Here is a 19,956-nt window from a genome sequence, read left to right on the forward strand (position 1 = left end):
CCTTTTTTTATTAAAATCCAAATTTTAAGCTAACTCCATAATCTCTAGTTGAAGGTAAGTTAAATGATTCAACACCTTGTAAGTTACCAGTACCAGCTCCTTGTTCAGGATCAAAGTATTTTGCTTTGTTTAGTATAAAGAATAAGTTACGTGCTACAAAAGAGATATTTACACTTGAAAATGGAGATTTTTTTAAAACGTTTTTAGGCATTGAGTAACCTAAAATAACTTCTCTTAATCTTATGTTAGTAGCATCATAAATAAATTGCTCAGCAACTGGAGTTCTTTGTCCGATAGCAGTCCAATATTGTTCTGCTGTTACAGTTTTAGTATTTGCTGTATAGTTACCATTACCATTGTCAACAACTCCATCTACTACAAATCCATTTTCTCTTCCTGCTAAAGTGATATCATTAACACCTAAACCTGCTTGTCTAGCTTGTGTGTAAGAAATAACTTCACCACCAATTCTCATATCTATCAAGAAGCTGAAGTTGAAGTTTTTATAACTAAAGTTATTTTTTAAACCACCTGTCCAGTCTGGGTTAAAGTTTCCAGCAAGTGTTTCAAAATCACCTTGAGCGATAGGTAAACCAGTGTTTTCGTCTATTAAAACATCTCCATTTTCATTTCTTTCGAATCCTTTGATGTATAAATCTCCGTATTCACCTCCTTTAACAATTTTACTTCTTAATAATCTTCCAGATCCAAGAACCAATTCATCTCTATTTTCAAAAATTGATTTAATTTCTGATTGGTATGAAGCATAGTTAGCAGTAATATCCCAAGCAAAATCTTTTGTTTCAATCGGTGTTGCTGTAAGCACCACTTCTAAACCTTTATTTTGAATATTCCCTCCGTTCACTACAGCCCTACTTTTTGATGAAGATTGAGGAGTGTTGATGTAGAAAATTTGATTTTTTGTTTGAGAATCAAAATAAGTAATATCTAATCCTAAGCGATTGTGAAAGAACCTAAAATCAGCACCAAATTCTGAAGAACTAGAAATTTCAGGTTTTAAATCAGGATTTGCAGCAGTAGATTGCCCATAAAGCATACCACCATTTCCTCCTATGTATGATAGCTGAGGACTTGTTTGATATGGGTTTGTATCATTACCAACTTGTGCATAAGAAGCTCTTAGCTTAACATAGGTAATAGGCTCAGGCATTTCAATCATATCAGATATTACACCAGATAAACCAATAGAAGGGTAAAAGAAAGATCTGTTTTCAGCAGGTAAAGCAGATGACCAATCATTTCTAGCAGTAGCATCTAAGAATAAGTAATTTTTATATCCAATTTGTGTAAACCCGTAAATAGAATTTACTTGTTTTTCTGACAATGAAGAAATAGGTGTTTGGTTTTGAATATTTGATAAAAAGAAACCATTTCTGTTCCCTAAAACTCCTCCAGATGTTAGTGAAGAGCTTTTTTGTTTTAAAATATTAGCACCTGCATTTACGTTTACAGAAAAGTCTCCAAATTTTTTATCGTAAGTAGCTAAAACATCTGTATTTAATTCACTAACTGTTTCGTAGAATTCGCTATATGAACCTTGGTCATTATTAAAACGATTTGTAGCGTACCTATTTCTAAATGTAGTGTTAGTCATTTGGTCTAAACCAGTTCTAAAGTGAAAACTTAAATCATCGTTTAGCTGATATTTTAAAGAAGCAAATCCGATAAATCTAGTTCTATCATCATCACGATCATCATCACGTAACGCAGACCAATATGGGTTACCACCCGCTTGACCAACTTCATCTCTGTAATAATTTACTCTTCTTTGACCTTGCTCATCAAAATATTCATAATCACTATAAGAATCATGAGAAATACTTCTAGGTAATAAGTATAATGAAGTACCTATAGACTCTTCACCAGTTCTCATTAAATTATCAATGTTTTGTGTAATGTAATTAGCCTTAGTATCTAAAGTAAATTTTTCATTAAATTTACTTGTAATTCTCAAGTTAACATTGTTTCTATTCATTTTATTTCCTCCTACAATCCCCTCTGCAAGTGTATTGGTATAAGAAAAATAAGCTTGTGTTTTATCAGATCCACTAGTCACAGATACTGTGTTTGCTAAGTTGTATCCTGTTTGGTAAAAATCAGTAATGTTATTTGGTTGTGCAGAATAACTAGTCGTAGCAGGTCCTTGATAATTTGGATTGTTAACCAATTGCCATGCTGAAACTTGACTACCATCTAGTTTACCACCCCAGCTACTTTGAGAAGTAGGATTGTAAACTCCTTGAGCACCTTGTCCATACTCGTTTTGTAAATTTGATAAATCAATTGCAGAAGAAGCCATAAAGTTAGATGAAATAGAAACTTTAGTCCCTTGAGCTCCAGCACCAGATTTAGTAGTAATAACAATTACACCATTACTTGCTCTTGTACCGTATAAAGCGGCAGCAGAAGGCCCTTTCAAAACTGTCATAGAGGCAATGTCTTCAGGATTTAAGTTAGAAATACCATCTGGTTGAGAAGTACCTCCTGTATCAATATCTGAGTTTCTGTCTGTGGTACCGTTACTAATTGGTACCCCATCTACCACATATAAAGGTTGGTTGTTTCCGTTAAGAGATCTGTTCCCTCTTAAAGTAATTCTAGATGAACTACCAACTCCATTTGATGTTGTAGAAAAGTTTAAACCAGCTACTTTACCAGATAAAGAGTTGGCAACGTTTAGAGATCTTGCTTCCGACAACTCATCTACACTAACATTTTGAGCAGAATAGGTAATCGCTTTTTTCTCTCTTTTAATACCTAAGGCAGTTACAACGACTTCATCTAATTGCTCTGTACTTGGTTTTAAATTAACATTAATAATGTTAGATCCTGTATAAGGGATTTCTTGAGAGGTATATCCAATATACTTAAATACTAAAACAGCCGATTCATTAGGGATGGTAATACTATAGTTACCATCGAAATCTGAAGCTGTTCCATTTGATGTCCCTTTAACGACGATACTTACGGCTGGAAGGGGCATGTCTAGGTCGCCATCCGTAATTGTTCCTGTTACTGTAGTTTGTGCACTAGCATTTTGAAAGCTAGTTACGCAAAAAACAAGTAGCACTAATCTAAGTACTTTCTGAATCATAATTTAGTCTTTTAGTTAATAAATATGTTTTTTATGAATTAATTGTATGTTAAATCTATAAATGATTTATTCCTTTTTATTATTATTTCGACCAATGACAGTTCTTAAATGGTGTTGGTACAATTTTAAGCTTTTTCATGATAAAAAATCGTTTATTTGAAAGTTGTTTAAAATATTTTTTAGCTAGAACTCCTTGATATTAAAGGAGTAAGTGATGTTTGTGTGAGATTGAAAGAACTGATTTATGCTGTAAAAAAAAGTGTTTAATCGCATGTTTTTTGTTGTGATTTACTCAATATTGTTAGACGAAACACTTGAGTGTTACTTTCAAATGTGATTTTTATTTTAATTAAACTTTAAATAATAATTCTTTTCTAAGCTCTAAGTATTTTTTTAAGTATTTAATACTGTAGAGAATTCATAAAAAAATGCCAGAGAAAATTTTTTCTCTGGCATTTTTCAACTTCATGATATAAACTATATGCTTTTGTTTATTTTGTAACCGTAAAAGTAGTTTTTAATAAATTTATAGAATTTCCTCCCACCATTACTTCAAAGTCTCCTGGTTCTACAACACGAACCATGTCTCTGTTCCAAATAGATAATTCTTCTGGAGTAAGCGTGAATTGAATGTGTTTTGTTTCTCCCTTTTTGATAAAAACTCTTTCAAAACCTTTTAGTGTTTTTTGTGGAGTAGTTACACTGCTGTAAATATCATTAATGTATAATTGAACTACTTCATCTCCGTCGTAATCACCAGTGTTTTTAACATCAACACCTACAACAACACTTCCATCAGTTTTGATTTTATCTTTACTTAAGGTAAGGTTGGAATATTCAAAACTAGTATAGCTTAATCCGTAACCAAAAGTGTACAGTGGATTTTCACTCTCACTTACATATCTGTGAATAGCAGATGGTTTTTGATTGTAATAAATTGGCAATTGTCCAACTGATTTAGGGAAAGTAATTGGATTTTTTCCTCCAGGATTGTAATCCCCAAAAATAACATCCGCTACTGCTTTACCTCCAGCTTCACCAGGAAACCATCCTTCTAAAATAGCAGGAATGTTTTCATTAATCCAATTTACAGATAATGGACGACCGTTTAACAATACACAAACTACTGGAGTTCCTGTTTTTTGAATAGCTTCTATTAATTCTTGTTGCATTCCGTGTAAATCTAAAGTAGCAACATCTCTGTTTTCTTCTACCAATTCTCTAGATTCTCCTAAAACAACAACTGCTACATCTGCTTTTTTAGCAATGTTAATAGCAGGTTGTAAGTTGATTTTTTCTAAGTTCCATCTTAGGTGAGCTCTGGCTCCCCAACCACCTTCCCACATTTCTATGCGGACTTTGTATTTTTTACCAGCTTCAATTTTCTTTGGAGTTGTTACAATGCTTGTAGCTCCTTTGGTCCAATTGTCAATGACTAATTGATCATCAATCCACATTCTAATTCCATCATCAGAACTTAAACCAATCCATCCATCAAAAGAAGTATCAGATTTGATAAACCCTGTCCAACGAATAGAAAAATCATCATCATTAACCCCTACACCAGGATTCCAAGGCCAGTCAAATTGTAATTTATCGTCAATACGAGTTAAGGCTGGTTTACCTTCAACATTTCTATTGTTAAAATATTCTCCTTTTAATCCGTTTTGAGATTCATCAGGGGTAAACAAGTATTTTGATGGAATAATTTGTCCTTTTACAATTAAAGGAACTCCTTCTTCATATAAAACTTCAGTATTTTTTCCAGCAACTTCTTTAATTCCTTGTAAAACCGTAGTGGCTACTTTATTCTTTACAGAATATCCACCTAAACGAGAAGCATCAGCATTAGGACCAATAACCGCAATGGTTTTGATGTCTTTACTTAATGGCAATAAATTATTTTTGTTTTTTAATAAAGTGATAGACTTACGTCCTGCTTCTAAAACAATTTCTTGATTTTCTTTTGAATGAAATCTTTCTTTGATTAAGTTTTTAGCAGTGTAAGGATTTTCAAATAATCCTAATAAAAATTTTAATCTTAAAACACCACCTGCGGCACGATCAATATCTGCCATAGAAAGTTCTCCTTTTTTTACCAAATCAACAATGGTTTCTTGCCAAAATTCATTGGTAAAATCATAGAACTGCATATCAACACCAGCAGCCACTGCTTGACGGATACTTTCTCTAGGTGAGTTTGCAGCGTAATGAGTGGTTTGAATATATTTAATTGCTCCTAAATCAGATACTACAATTCCTTTGAATCCCCATTCTTTTCTTAAAACATCAGTTAACAACCAATGATTGGCAGCACAAGGAATTCCATCTAATTCAGAATAAGCACACATGGTTCCTAAAGCACCACCTTTGGTAAATACTTTTTCAAATGATGGTAAAAAATCTTGACGAGCAGTACGCTCTCCAACTAAAACAGGTGATGAATTTCCACCTGCTTCTGGTTGACTATGAACAGCAAAATGTTTAGGTTCTGCAATAATTGATCTGTCTGAAGCTAAAGTATCACCTTGCATTCCTTTTACCATAGACAATCCAAGTTCTCCTGCTAAGTAAGTGTCTTCACCAAAAGTTTCGGCAACACGTCCCCAACGAGGTTCACGACCAATTCCTAACACAGGACCTAATCCAAAATGTACCCCATGAGCTCTAGCCTCAGCACCAATAACACCTCCAACTTTTTCCATTAATTGAGTATCCCAAGTAGCTCCTAAACCTATATTCATAGGAAAAGCAGTACTTCCTTCATCTAAATATCCGTGAAGCATTTCACACATAATTAATGCAGGAATTCCCCATTGGTTACTTTTAATCACATTTTTTTGAAGGTCGTTAATCATTTTGGCAGAACGAGGGTAGATGTCGTGAATAGCACCCACACCAAGATTTCCAATTTTATTTTTGGTTTTTGTTTTAGAGAAATTTTCATCTTCTTTAAAATATTCTCCTTTGTACATATCCATTTGACGTACTTTTTCCTCTAAGCTCATTCTGCTTAATAAGTCTGTTAAACGCTCCTCAACAGGAAGTGTAGCATCTTGATACGGATATTTTTTTTGAGCAAATCCTTGGTTTAAAAATCCAAGAAAAACTACTAAAGCAATCGTTATCTTCTTCATTTTGTTTGTTGTTTTAATTTTGAATCACGTTTAAAGTGTGTCCATTTACTAACTCGTCGTGTGTAATAAAGTAACCTTTAAATTCTTTTCCGTTTAATTCAATTTTTTTGATGTTACCGTTATTATTGGTTTCTTTTGTGATGACAATATTTTTATTTTGATAATATTCTGAGTTTAACTCAATTGTAATTTTATCGAACATAGGTGTGGTGATGGTGTAATTTGGTTCTCCTGGTGTAATAGGGTAGAAGCCCATCATACTGTAAATTAACCAAGCCGACATTGTTCCTGTATCATCATTACCTGGTAAACCATCAGGTGTATTTTTAAAGTATTCTTTGACTAATTTTTGCACTAATTTTTGACTTCTGTGTTCCTCTCCTTTGATGTAGTTAAACAAGTAAGGGTAGGCGATGTCTGGTTCATTAGCCATATCAAATTGTTTGTCATCAAAAATCTTTTGTAATTGGTTTGTAAAACCTTTTTTACCTCCCATTAACTTTATCAACCCCTTGATGTCATGAGGAGTCATAAAGGCATACTGCCAAGCATTTCCTTCAATAAAACCAATGTTTTCTTCAAAATTTGCTCCAGCATTAGGATCAAATGGTTCGTAAAAAGAACCATCGCTATTTCTAGGATGTAATGATTTTAAATTTTTATCATATAATTTTCTGTAAGAAATGGATCTCTTTTTAAAACGTTTGTAATCTTTTTGGTGACCTAATTCTTTTGCTAATAATGAAATGGCATAGTCTGAAGCATTATACTCTTGAGTAGTTGATACTGATCCTTTTTCATCGGTAGTTACATATCCTTTTTCAATATAATTTTTAAGCCCATTACGCAAAGGATTTCCTTTAATGGTATCGGCTCCTTTTAACATAGCAGCATAAGCTTTTTTTACATCAAAATCTTTTATTCCTTTTAAGTAAGTATCAGTAATAACAATTCCTGCAGGGTCTCCCACCATGGTAAATGTTTCAGTAGAGTTTAATTCCCATCTTGGTAGCCAACCGTTTTCATCAGACATGTCAATAATACTTTTAACCATGTTAGATTGTTGTTTTGGATATACCAAAGACATCAATTGATGTAAATTTCTGTAAGTATCCCATAAAGAAAATACGGTATAACGAGTTCCATCGGTTTTTCCAATCTTCCCTGTTTTTATTTCAGGATATTCTCCATTAAAATCATTTAAAGTATTAGGGTGAATTAAGGTGTGGTACAAAGCGGTATAAAAAATGGTTTTATCATCTTCTGAACCTCCTTCAACTTTAATTCTAGAAAGTAATTGATTCCATTCATTTTTTGTTTCCGTGTAAACGGCATCAAATGTTTTAGTTTGAGTTTCTTTTTCTAAGTTCTCACGAGCGTTTTCTATACTTACATATGATACTCCAATTTTAACTTCTACCGTTTGGGGGTTGTTAAAATCATAAGAAAAATAAGTCCCAATACTATCTCCAACAACCATTTTGGTGTTGTTTTTCATCATACGAGTTTTTCCGTTATAACCCATCCATTGTGCTTCAACACCTTTATAAGTCGCTGGTTTTTTCCAAACGCCAAAATCATCTGCGGGTTTAGAAAATTTAGCCACAAAATAAACAGGATATGCATCTTCTGGATTGTAATAACAAAAAGAACCAACGCTTCTGACTCCTTCAATTTCTGTAGGAGAAACAATTTTAACCATAGCACCTTCTTCATTGGTAAGTCCAAGACCAAGGTTTAATAATAGGTTAGATTTTCCTTTAGGAAAAGTAAATTTACTCACCCCAACTCTCTTAGTTGTGGTAAATTCAGCTTTCACATTATATTTATCAATGGTTGAGCTATAGTACCCGGCTTTTGAAATTTCGTTAGAATAAGTAGAACCATATTTTAAATGATTGGTTTCTACTTCTCCTGTAGTTGGCATTAATAAAAGCACTCCTAATTCTGGACACCCAACACCACTTAAATTTACTTGTGAAAATCCAGTTAAAAAAGTATTCTCGTGTACATAAGGAGTAGATAACCAACCACTATCTTTTTCCAAAGGTAAATTTTTAGGCCCTGCAACGTTAAAAGGACTAATACTGGCCATACCTCTTGGGGCAATTGGGCCAGGATAAGTAGCTCCAAAATTGGAAGTACCAATCATAGGATTAACATAGTCTACAGGTTGTTGTGCGTAAAAACTAGAGCAGCACATAAGTGCTACTCCTATAGAAAAAGATTTTACGGCTGCGCTAGTTTTGTGAATAAAGTACATATAATTATCTAATTATTTTGTCAATTTTTAAGGTCCAAGCCTCTTTACAAGGTAAGCTGTTTCTTAGTTTTTCAGGAATGGTAACTTTAAATCCTTCATCTAATTTTTCCCACTTTAACTTGGTTTTAGAACCTAACATGGTAATTTTAGTTCCTTTTTTAGGATTGATTGATTTTACAATAATTTCAGACGGAATGGTGTTTTCACCTTCTTTAGCCATGTAAAACAAGAACACATTTTCTTTTTTGTTTTGTGTCATACAAATATTGTCTTCTTTAAAAGGAGCAATTGGTTTTGTGTTGTAAATAGCACTTCCATTTACATCTAACCAAGCACCATAATCAGCCAATAAATCATAAGCACCTTGTTGCCAAGTTCCATCAGGTCCTGGAGCAACATTTAACAATAAATTACCACCTTTGGCAACCACATCAATTAACATATGAATTCCTTGTCTACCTGTTAAGTATTTAGCATCTGGCGTATAAGACCATCCACCTCCTGAGGTAATACATGACTCCCAAGGATAAGGCAAAGTTTTTTCAGGAACTCTGTTTTCTGGTGTTAAGTAGTTTTGATTTTTACCGTGTACAGCTCTGTCAACCACAATTAAACCTGGTTGTTTTTGACGAGCTTTTACTACCAATTCATCCATTTTAATGTCTTGATCTACCACTCTGTGTTTGATAAATCCGTTTTCAGATTTGTTTTCAAGAAATTTAGCGGTATATCCTTGTTTAATTTCTTCTTTAGGTGTTTTGGCAACCCATCCACCATCTAACCATAAAATATCTATGCTTCCGTAATTTGTTAACAATTCTAAAATTTGGTTATGAGTAAAATCAACATACTTTTGCCACTTTTTAGGATAAGCAGCAGGGTTGTAATTTACATTTCTATCAAAAGGAGGGAAGTAAGGATCCCAGTAGTTTTCGTTATGCCAGTCTGGTTTAGAGAAATATGCTCCAATCCACATGTCTTCATTTCTAAAAGCACTAAATACTTCTTTAGCAATATTTGCTTTAGGGTTGGTGCTAAAAGGAACATCTGAATTTGTTACTTTATAATCAGAATATTGGGTGTCAAACATATTAAAACCATCATGGTGTTTGGTGGTAAAAACCATGTATTTCATTCCAGCATCTTTAGCAGCTTTTGCCCATTTTGTAGGATCGAATTTTGTAGGGTTAAAAGATTTTCTTAAATCTTCATAATCCTTTACGTATTGGTTATAGTTATCAGGATTACTTCCTTTTTTGCGTTCACACCATCCGTAATCTTCTGGACAAATAGACCATGATTCTACAATTCCCCACTGGCTATAAGTTCCCCAGTGCATTAATAGTCCGAATTTTTTATCTTGCCACTGATCTAGTTTTTCTAGTACTAACGGGTCTGTTTCAGGCACATATCTTTCATCTTCATAAATGGCTTGTGAAAATAATTGAGCCGAAAACAGTAGGGCTAACATTGCTATTGATTTCTTCATTGTTTTTCTGTTTTTGATTTAATATATAACTAACTATTTCTTTTTTATTTTGATTGAGGAATATTAATTTACCAATATTTCGTCAACAAACAACCAAGTGTTTCCTCCTTTGGGAGTTTCTTTAAGGTTGTTGGCAATTACTTTTACGTATTTAGCTTTTGTTGATTTAAATTCAATATTAAAATTTAACAATTTAACATCAGGATTTGCTTTGTAATCACGAACTGTTCTTCCAACTTCTTGGTAGTTTTTACCATCATTAGAAATCATTACTTTTACAGCAGTAGGGTAGTAAATTCCAGATCCTTGACTTTCTAAAGTTCCTACAGTTATTTGTGTAATTTCTTTTTCATCGCCTAAATCAATCACAGCTTCCATGTCATCTACCAACCAAGCTTGCCATTGTCCATCGTGAAAGTTTTTACTACCTCTAATAATGTTTACCAAACTCAGCGGTCCATCACCTGTATAATTACTGTTAAAAGGTTTTTTAAAGGTGATATTACTTCCTACCGCTTTGTGGAATTTAATTGTATCTACAAATACTTTACCAACAGGTTGATTGTCTTTAAACAAAGAAGCTTTTAACACAGTTGTGTCATCAACCTGAATAGAATCATTATATTTTATAGCATTATTATGGATGTCTTGATCACCTAACACATAACGAATGTCTGGATTAGGAAATTCGTTTTGTAAAGTTAAATACACCTTTTTTGTGTTGATATCTACGCTACTTTTTGCAGTAATTAAATAGGCGCTTTTTGAGTAGTTGATGTTTAAATAATCAAAACGCTTAAATAAAAATGGGATTCTAGCAGAAAAATCTGACCAATTTCTGGCTTCTTTTGGACTCCATAAAGTTTCTGCCAAAGCAGATAATCTTGGGAATAACATGTACTCTGATAATTCATCAGAGGTTATAAATTCAGACCATAAGTTAGCTTGACCACCCAACACATGTTTTGCTTCTTCAGGAGTCATTCCTTCTACCACAGGATCAAATTCATAGACTTTATTTAATGGTGTATAGGCATTAAAAGCTTTTGGCTCTTCGTTTTGTGGTCCTTGATAAAAGTTTAAATAACAGTGAGATTCTGGAGTCATGATTACATCGTGTCCTTGTTCTGCAGCTTCTTTTCCTCCTTTGGTTCCTCTCCAACTCATTACGGTTGCTTCTGGAGCCAATCCACCTTCTAAAATTTCATCCCATCCTATTAAATTTTTCCCTTTGGAGTTGATGAATTTTTCCATTCTTTTTACCATGTAACTTTGTAGCTCTTCAACATTAGCTAAGCCTTCTGATTGAATTCTTTTTTTACAATGAGGACAAGTTTTCCAGTTGGTTTTTGTGGCTTCATCTCCACCAATATGAATGTATTTTGATGGAAAAATATCCATCACTTCTGTTAAAACATTTTCTAAAAACTCAAAAGTAGTTTCTTTTCCCGGACAATAAATATCTGTTATTGGCCAAACTCCACCAGAAGGAACAGCAATAGGTTCTGCTTTACAAGAAAGTTCTGGATAAGCAGCAATGGCTGAACTTACGTGTGCAGGCATTTCTATTTCTGGAATGACTTCTATGTTTTTTGAAGTAGCGTAAGCCACAATTTCTTTTAACTCTTCTTGTGTTAAAAAACCACCGTAAGTTCCTTTTTCATTAGGATCATTAATTTCTCTTGAGTTCCAAGCTTTCTCTTCTTGGTCAACTCTCCAAGCTCCAACTTCTGTAAGTTTAGGATATTTTTTTATTTCAATTCTCCAACCTTGATCATCTACCAAATGTAAATGCAATACATTCATTTTGTGCATTGCCAATCGATCGATGGTTTTTAGAATATAATCCTTTCCAAAAAAGTGACGAGACAAATCTAACATCAATCCTCTGTGTGAAAATCTAGGTTCATCTTTAATTTTTAAAGTAGGAATCACCCATTCTGTGGTGCTTTGTAATTTAGAGGATTCAATTTCTTCAGGTAGTAATTGACGAAGTGTTTCAATACCATATAAAAATCCTGCATTTTCACTTGCAATAATCTCAATATGATCTTCAGTAACATTTAATTCATATGCTTCCTTTTTTAAATCATTATTGATTTTAAAAACAATGTAGTTTTCCGTAGGAATATTTGGGGTGGTAATCAGGTTTAAACCTGCTGCTTTTTTAAATTTATCAATTAAGATCTTTGCAATTTCTTTTTGTTCTTCAGTAACAACATAGAATTGCGTGTTTTTGGAAAATTTAAAATTTCCTTTTTCTAGTTTTAAGGATACAGGTTTTGGAGTGATGTGAATATCACTTTCTGTAAAAGTTTTAGGCTTTGTACAAGCACTAAAAATAACCAATAAAATAAGGGCTAATAATTGTTTGTACTGATTCATATTATTTTTTTGAAGGTGTTATTTTAAATTGATATTGATAGTTTTTTTGGCGAAGCAAATATTTTTCCATTGGCCAAGCACTCCAACTATCTATACCACCAAGTCCCATTTGCTTGCTGTCAATTTTAAGACTGGTTAATTCTCTTTCTTTTATGTCAGAAGCATGTCTTTGATTTTTTTCTAACCCATCATCTAAATCACTTGTTAAATAGTGTAAAGCTGTCATGCTAAACAACTCATCAGAAGTAATTTTTAAGTTGATGTTTTGTTTGTTTAAAGAAAGCCATCTAACATCGGTTTTGTTTCCTGTTTCTTGCGGACGGATATATGGGTAATATTGCTCAGAAACTGTTTGGTTGTAAAGACCTACTTGTGTATTGTATTTTCTATCTACATAATTTTCTATAGGTCCTCTTCCGTAGTATGAAATATGATCAAAACTTTTTGGTAATATCATTTCCATTCCAAATCTTGGTAAAATGGGAGTTTTAATGTTCTCATCGATATTTAAAGATTGATGAATGATGATTTCTCCATGATTATTAATTTCATAAGTCAAGATTAAATCAGCAGAAACTTGTGGTAAATGATATTCAGATGTTACAATAATGCTATTGTTTTTGGTTCTGTAGTATTTAAAACTTTTTAAATTAGGATTTTCACTAGCTTGCTTCCAAGGCAATAAGTTTTTCTGAAAACTAGCTCCCATGTCATTGTCCGTTGGAGCTCTCCAAAAATTAGGACGAATGGCAGTTCCTTCTTTTAAAATGTTTTGTTGATGATAGCTATAGTCCTCAATAAAACCTGTTTTTTTATTAAAAGTAATGCTGATATCTTTTCCACTAAAAGTTACATCCTTATTTGTTTGATGAATATTTAACTTTGAAGTTGTATTTAAAGAAATATCATTTTTCCATGTTCCATGTACATGAAGTTGTTCTTTGGCAATTTCATATCCTTTTGATAAAAAGGGTTCTTTACTTTTTAAATGATAACTAATATTTACAAAAGCTTCTTGATATGTTTTTCCCTTTAAAGAAATAGGCAAGGAGTAGGTTTTGTATTGTTGAGGTTGAATATCTAAAACATCAATAACTCCATCTAAATCAGGTTTTCCATCTAATATTAATTGCCAGTGTAAACTTACATTGCTAAGATTTTTAAAGAAAAATTCATTGAAAACTTTTAGCTTGTAAGTGTTTTTATCTTCCCAAGAAGTTAAAATATTTTGCAGCACATTTTTAGCTTCAAAAGCATGAGGATTTGGTTTTCTTTCTGGATTAAAAACACCATTGTTTAAAAAGTTGTTGGCACTAGGTACATTTTTAGGACCAAAGTCTCCACCGTAAGCAAAAGTTTTGGTTCCATCTTTTTGAGTTTTGTAAATTGATTGATCTATCATGTCCCAAATAAACCCACCTTGAAAATTGTCTACACTTCTAAACAAATCCCAATAATCTTTAAAGTTCCCCATAGAATTCCCCATCGCATGTGCATATTCACTTAAAATATAAGGACGTTTTCTATTTGGGTTAAAATCAATATACTCTTGCATTCCTTTAGGAGAACTGTATTGCGGACAAATAATATCTGAATTCCAATCAAACTTCATAGATTTTCCTTCCCAACCAGCTGTAGAAGTTCTTTCGTATTGAATGGGTCTTGATGGATCTTTATCTTTTAACCATAAATAAGCTTGGTAAAAATTATATCCGTTTCCGGCCTCATTCCCCATACTCCAAATAATAATAGAAGGATGATTTTTATCTCTTTCTACCATTCTCTGAATTCTTTGTAAATGTGCTTTTTCCCAATCAGGTTTGTTTCCCAAAGTTCTGGTAAAATCGTAACCCATTCCGTGAGATTCTAAATTGGCTTCATCTACCAAATAGATTCCATACTTGTCACAAAGGTCATAAAAGTATTCATCGTTAGGGTAGTGAGACATTCTTACGGCATTCATGTTAAACTCTTTTAAAAGTTTAAGGTCTTGCTCCATTCTTTCTCTAGAAATGGTTTGTCCGGTGGTAGGATCAGTTTCTTGGCGGTTGATCCCTTTGATATAAATAGCTTTACCGTTTACCAATAATTGGCCATTTTTAATTTCTATTTTTCTAAAACCAACATTCTGAGTAATAACTTCAACAACTCTATCTTTTTTATCTTTTAAGATAAAATTTACTTGATAAAGATTAGGGGTATCAGCAGTCCATTTTTTAGGATTGATTACCTTAAATTGAAGACTGTTCTTACGTGTTTCGTTATTAATTTTAAAATTTTCAGTGCTAATTAATTTATCCTTGTTTTTTAATTGAACCTCTAGCTTGTACTTGTTTTTCTTTTCAATGGTAGAAAAAATAGTTTTAATATTTAAAGTTCCATCAGTGTAAGTTTTGTCTAAATCTGGAGTGATTTCAAAATCAACCAAATGTGTGTTATTTCTGGTGTACAAGTAAGAATCTCTAGTAATTCCACTCATTCTCCAAAAATCCTGACATTCTAAATAAGAACCATCATTCCATTTCATCACTTTTAACACAATGGTGTTTTTTCCTGTATGTAAAAATGAACTTAAATTAAACTCTTGTGGTAGTTTGCTGTCTTCACCATAACCTACATAGTGTCCGTTTACATATACGGTAAGATTAGATTTTGCAGCACCTACATGTAAAAGAATGGTTTCTTTTTCCCAACTTTCATCAATAGTAATTTCTTTTCTATAGATACCTATGGGGTTATAACTTGTAGGAACCGTTGGTGGGTTTACCTCAATGATATTGTCAAAGTCATAAGTGGTGTTGGTGTAAACAGGATCACCATATCCGTTGACATCCCAATTGGCAGGAATTTTAAAATCATCCCAAGTGGTGTCGTTATAATCATTTTTTTCAAATCCTTTTGGAATTTCTGAGGGAGCATTTACATATTTAAACTTCCAAACTCCGTTTAGATTTAGGTAGTTTTTAGCCTGTTTCCAATCATTTAAAGTAGCATCTTCTAAATTATTATATACATAGTAAGAAGCGTGCATAGGAAGTCTATTTTCCTCATTAATATTTTGGTTTTGCCAATAAGGAATAGAATCTTGAGCCCTGCTTAAAAATGAGCTTAAAACAAATAAGAATAATATATAGGGGTTGGTTTTCATTAAGTTTTTATTTATCGTCCCAAGTCATTTTAAATTTAGAATCTTCCATTCTGTTTCCGTTTTTTTCATCGTAAACAGCGTAATTAAATCCAGATCTTAAGCTATATCCACCGTATTCACCTTCTTTGTTTACAGCAATAAATCCTACTTGTAAATATTCCATATCTCTATGGTTTTTATGTTTGTCGTAAATACGTTCCACAATTTCTTTACAAGCTTGGTTTGGGCTTTTTCCTTGTCTCATTAACTCAACAACCATAGCGCTACCAGCAGTTCTAATAACAGCTTCTCCTAAACCTGTAGCTGCAGCAGCTCCCACTTCATTGTCTAAAAACAATCCAGCACCAATAATAGGGGAGTCTCCCACACGACCGTGCATTTTCCAAGCAGCACCACTAGTAGTACAACCTCCAGAAATATTTCCATCATTGTCAATGACCAACATACTAATGGTATCGTGATTTTCTATGTTGATGACAGGTTTGTATTTTGAGGCTTCTAACCAGTTTTTCCAATCTTTTTCAGACTCTGGTGTTAATAAGTTTTCTTTTTTAAATCCTTCTTCAAGAGCAAATTGTAGAGCTCCTTCACCAGATAGCATTACATGTGGAGTATTTTGTAAAACTCTTTTGGCTACAGAAATAGGATGTTTGATTCCTTCTAAAAAACATACTGAACCACAATCACTATTGTGATCCATGATACAAGCATCTAAGGTAACGTGACCTTCTCTGTCTGGATATCCACCATAACCAACACTTCTCACTTTTGGATCTCCTTCGGGAATCATCATTCCAGCCTCAATAGCATCTAACGTAGGTTTTCCATTTTTTAATTGTTTCCAAGTTTCCTCATTGGCAGGTAATCCATGATTCCATGTAGATATAATTAATGGTTTTTTCTTGTTTTTTTTGATGGTATTTTCTTTAGAACTTTCAGATTTTAACATGGCATTTGCTCCTAAAGCAGTCCCTAATCCGATGGTTCCTAAGGCAGTTTTTTTGATGAAATCTCTTCTGTTTGACATGATATTAAGTTTTATGAGTCCTTGTTATTATAAACTCGCTTTTATTTCTTTTATGGTTTTTAAATCTTCTTCGGTTAAAGCATTTCCATCAAAGAAAGAAACACCTTTGGCTCCCATTTTTTTAGCTAGTAAAATGGTTTCTTTTAATTCTTCTTGAGAATTCACCCCGGGAATATAAATACCTGTATTTAATTTAGTTTTTCTTCCTTTTAAATCTTCAACTCCTTGTTTGGTGGCAAAACCAACCCAATTGGCACCTTCATTATAAAAGTTATGATAAATCATTGGGTAGACTTCATCAATATTCCATTTGTCCCAACGTTGACGAACCATATGGTCTGCCATTTCAGGGTAAGGGAATACTGCAGCCGTTAATGTTTTTCCGTGTTTGTGAGCAATTTCATAAGCATGGTCTACCACGTTTTTAATTTGATTTAAACGAAAGTTTTTCCATTCCATATCAATTTCAGGATGTTCCATTTTTCTAGGATCTTTTCCAAACTCTTTTATAAATGCATTTACACTAGCATCAGAATAATCAAAGTCATAATCTGGTAATTCTGTGTTTTGTTCTAAGTTGTATTTAGGCAATAAACCTACAGGTAAAAACACATCAGGGTAGCGAATGTAATCTAAATGTACACTTTCTATTCCTTCAACTTTTGCCAATTCTTCTAACAATCCATATATGTGTTCACGAGCTTCTGGATGACTAGGGGATAACCATTGGTAATAATCTACATAAGGTCTGTCATCAAAACAAGATTTACCATTTCTACTGACCATATACCAGTCAGGATGTTTTAAGGCAATAGTATCTCCTGGGCGATTCATAGTCATGATCCAAGCATGAACTTTTAAACCTTGTTGTGTAGCAAGTGGAACCAATCTTTTTAATAATTCTGGATCTGTATTGGTGTTGATCAATACTTCATCAATACCACCGTCTTTATATTTTTTGAATTCAGCAATATAATCTTCATTTGTTTTTGATGGATTTGCAGTGGTCCATACACCAAATTCAAATACATTTTTTTCAACTTTTGATGAATCTTGCTTTTGTTGATTGCAAGCCACAAAAAATAATGAGATGATAAGTAATTTAAAATAGTTCATAATTTATGGGTAGGTATTTGTTAGTTTTTAGTGGATGCTTTTGTCTAGTTGATTTAATAGTTCTTGATTGTTATCTAAACTATATTCCCAAAACATAGCACCTCCTAATTGATGTTTTTTTATAAAAGCTGCTTTGGTTTCTATTTCTTTAGGGGTTTCCCATGAAATAAAAATTCGATCTTGAGCATTCCACAAGTAAGAGGCTTTGGCAGATTCATCATAGAATTCTTGGAATTTACCTGATTTCATTTCTTCTAATATTTTCCATCTAGCAACAATGCTATTGGCTGTTTTTGCAGTTTGATACAAACCGTTGTTTTTAGGATTTACTTGTTCCCATCTTCTTCCGTAAAATGGAATTCCCATAATTAACTTGTTGGCAGGTACTCCAGCTTTTAAATGTCTTTCAATAGCTTCAAGTCCACTATTTCCTCCATATTTTTCATGTTTAGATGGATATAGGTTGGCATGGTGTCCTGTTTGATGAAACCATCCGTTGTAATAGTCATAACACATCACATTGATAAAATCAAGATATTGATGTGCTTCTTTTAAATTTGTATTATCAATATAAAGTTGATTGGCACCAGAAGCAATGGTTAATAAATAATGGGTGTTATCTACTTTTTCTACTAATTCTAATTGCTTACGTAATTCTTTTAAAAGCAAAGTAAAATTGTCTTTATCTACAGGTCTAAAAACATTGTCTTCTTCACGTTGACCGGGGAATTCCCAATCGATATCTATTCCATCAAAGCCATAAGATTTCATTAAATCTACAGCACTTTTGGCAAATTTAACTCTTGAATCCTGGTAGGCTGCAACATCTGAGAATTGATCAGACCAAACCCAACCACCTATAGAGAACAATACTTTTAAATCAGGATTTTGTTTTCTTAAGTTAAGCGTGTGTACAATTTTTAAACTATCTGCAGGCAATTCAAAAGCCACATTTCCATCTACAATATTGGCAAATGCATAGTTGATGTGTGTTAATTTTTTAGCATCAATATTAGCAGGATCAAAATCTTCATAACCTGCTACATAACCAATTACTTTTAAATCTTGTTTTTCGTCTTGCTTTTTTTGTAAGCTAGAACAAGCAAAAAATAAGCTCGTAATTAATAGGATGTAAATTGATTTCATTTGTGATGTATGATTTAATTGGTTTGCTATTAAAATTAACTGTTTTTTATTAATTTTTATTTTTCAAAAACTTGACCGTTTTCTTTAATGATGTATGTTTTTTTAGAAAAAGGACTAGTCGTGATGATGTTATATCCGCTAGCGTGATTTTCTAATTGGAAACTTAATTTTTGACCTGCCAAAATTACTTCCTCTTTAAGGATTTTATCCATGGTTTTAGCCCATGTTTGATGTGTTTTATAGTAGTTTTTTTGAGCTCTGTACAAAGTGTATAATTCCCATTTTACTTTGTCATCTTGTGGTATGGTAAAATTGTCTTTTTTTCCAACTTCTTTTGATGAAAAATAAACATATCCCCATTTTTCAGGTTCGTGCATGTTAATTACGCCCATTGGAGACCATACCCAATTGTATTCTGGAAGAAACTTACCGTTGGCATCTTTTTTACGAGTATATTTTCCATTGGTGATATCATGTTGCCAATTGACTCTTGAAAAATTAACCTTCCAAAAATTATCTTTTGGTACATTTTGATGAAAATAAGAAGCTCGGTATGCTTTCCAAGGAATGGCAATTTCTAAGGTCCATCCTTTGTCGGTATCCTTAGGGTTGTTAAGCGTTCCATCAATGGTAACGGCTGATTTTAATCCTGTAAGATTCCAATCATTTAGCACCACATTTTGCTCTCTATACGGCTTGTTGATAAACAAATCCCAAGCCGTATTTAAAGCATTAATTTCTAATTCATAATAATTTTGAGTATCTCCATCTGGATCTATAAAAACTTCAAAATCATTGTTATAAAAAATAATGGTATCACGTTGTTTTAAAGTTGCCCAAACGTGAGGTTCCTCCATTTTTGCAAGAATGTAGTAGTATTTATCATCCCATAGCATTTTTACTTTTGTATCATATTTAGGTTTTTCAATTCCTTCAATATCAATAAAAGCATCAGACCACTCGGCTTTTTTCCAAGCATCTTCATTACCTTGACCGTCTATTACCATTTCTTGAGACGTTTTGTAGGCAATAAATTGTTTAGGAGTGATTTTGTTTTCCGTTTGGGCACAACTTAATAATGAAGTGCAACCAATGGCTAGGGATAATAATGTAAATCTACCTCTCATATT

10 protein-coding genes are annotated in these 19,956 nt (G+C 32.9%); all 10 read right to left on the reverse strand.

Going from position 1 to position 19,956, the window contains the following annotated elements; all coding sequences use genetic code 11:
• Nucleotides 1–10 precede the first annotated feature (10 nt).
• Nucleotides 11–3,115, reverse strand: coding sequence for a SusC/RagA family TonB-linked outer membrane protein (locus QVZ41_RS07370; RefSeq protein ID WP_302883920.1), 3,105 nt, complete (start codon nucleotides 3,113–3,115; stop codon nucleotides 11–13).
• Nucleotides 3,116–3,606: 491 nt separating this feature from the next.
• Nucleotides 3,607–6,252: a glycoside hydrolase family 3 N-terminal domain-containing protein gene (locus QVZ41_RS07375; RefSeq protein ID WP_302883921.1), complete on the reverse strand. Its 2,646-nt coding sequence runs from the start codon at nucleotides 6,250–6,252 to the stop codon at nucleotides 3,607–3,609.
• Nucleotides 6,253–6,265: 13 nt separating this feature from the next.
• The gene (locus QVZ41_RS07380; RefSeq protein ID WP_302884185.1) at nucleotides 6,266–8,455 is read right to left on the reverse strand and encodes a GH92 family glycosyl hydrolase; all 2,190 of its coding nucleotides are present in this window, start codon (nucleotides 8,453–8,455) and stop codon (nucleotides 6,266–6,268) included.
• Between the two features lie 64 nt (nucleotides 8,456–8,519).
• Nucleotides 8,520–10,004, reverse strand: coding sequence for an alpha-L-fucosidase (locus QVZ41_RS07385; RefSeq protein ID WP_302883922.1), 1,485 nt, complete (start codon nucleotides 10,002–10,004; stop codon nucleotides 8,520–8,522).
• Nucleotides 10,005–10,067: 63 nt separating this feature from the next.
• Complete coding sequence (locus tag QVZ41_RS07390; protein ID WP_302883923.1) at nucleotides 10,068–12,389, reverse strand: glycoside hydrolase family 20 protein; 2,322 nt, start codon at nucleotides 12,387–12,389, stop codon at nucleotides 10,068–10,070.
• 1 nt (nucleotide 12,390) lies between these two features.
• Nucleotides 12,391–15,537: a beta-galactosidase, LacZ type gene (gene lacZ / locus QVZ41_RS07395; RefSeq protein WP_302883924.1), complete on the reverse strand. Its 3,147-nt coding sequence runs from the start codon at nucleotides 15,535–15,537 to the stop codon at nucleotides 12,391–12,393.
• Nucleotides 15,538–15,544: 7 nt separating this feature from the next.
• Nucleotides 15,545–16,564, reverse strand: coding sequence for an isoaspartyl peptidase/L-asparaginase family protein (locus QVZ41_RS07400; protein ID WP_302883925.1), 1,020 nt, complete (start codon nucleotides 16,562–16,564; stop codon nucleotides 15,545–15,547).
• 27 nt (nucleotides 16,565–16,591) lie between these two features.
• Nucleotides 16,592–17,680 (reverse strand): family 10 glycosylhydrolase, encoded by a 1,089-nt coding sequence (locus QVZ41_RS07405; protein ID WP_302883926.1) that lies wholly within the window; start codon nucleotides 17,678–17,680, stop codon nucleotides 16,592–16,594.
• 27 nt (nucleotides 17,681–17,707) lie between these two features.
• The gene (locus QVZ41_RS07410) at nucleotides 17,708–18,826 is read right to left on the reverse strand and encodes a glycoside hydrolase family 18 protein (protein WP_302883927.1); all 1,119 of its coding nucleotides are present in this window, start codon (nucleotides 18,824–18,826) and stop codon (nucleotides 17,708–17,710) included.
• Nucleotides 18,827–18,882: 56 nt separating this feature from the next.
• Nucleotides 18,883–19,953 (reverse strand): carbohydrate-binding family 9-like protein, encoded by a 1,071-nt coding sequence (locus tag QVZ41_RS07415; RefSeq protein WP_302883928.1) that lies wholly within the window; start codon nucleotides 19,951–19,953, stop codon nucleotides 18,883–18,885.
• Between the last annotated feature and the right edge of the window lie 3 nt (nucleotides 19,954–19,956).

The organism is Wenyingzhuangia gilva, from assembly GCF_030519655.1.
GTDB classification, from domain to species: domain Bacteria; phylum Bacteroidota; class Bacteroidia; order Flavobacteriales; family Flavobacteriaceae; genus Wenyingzhuangia; species Wenyingzhuangia gilva.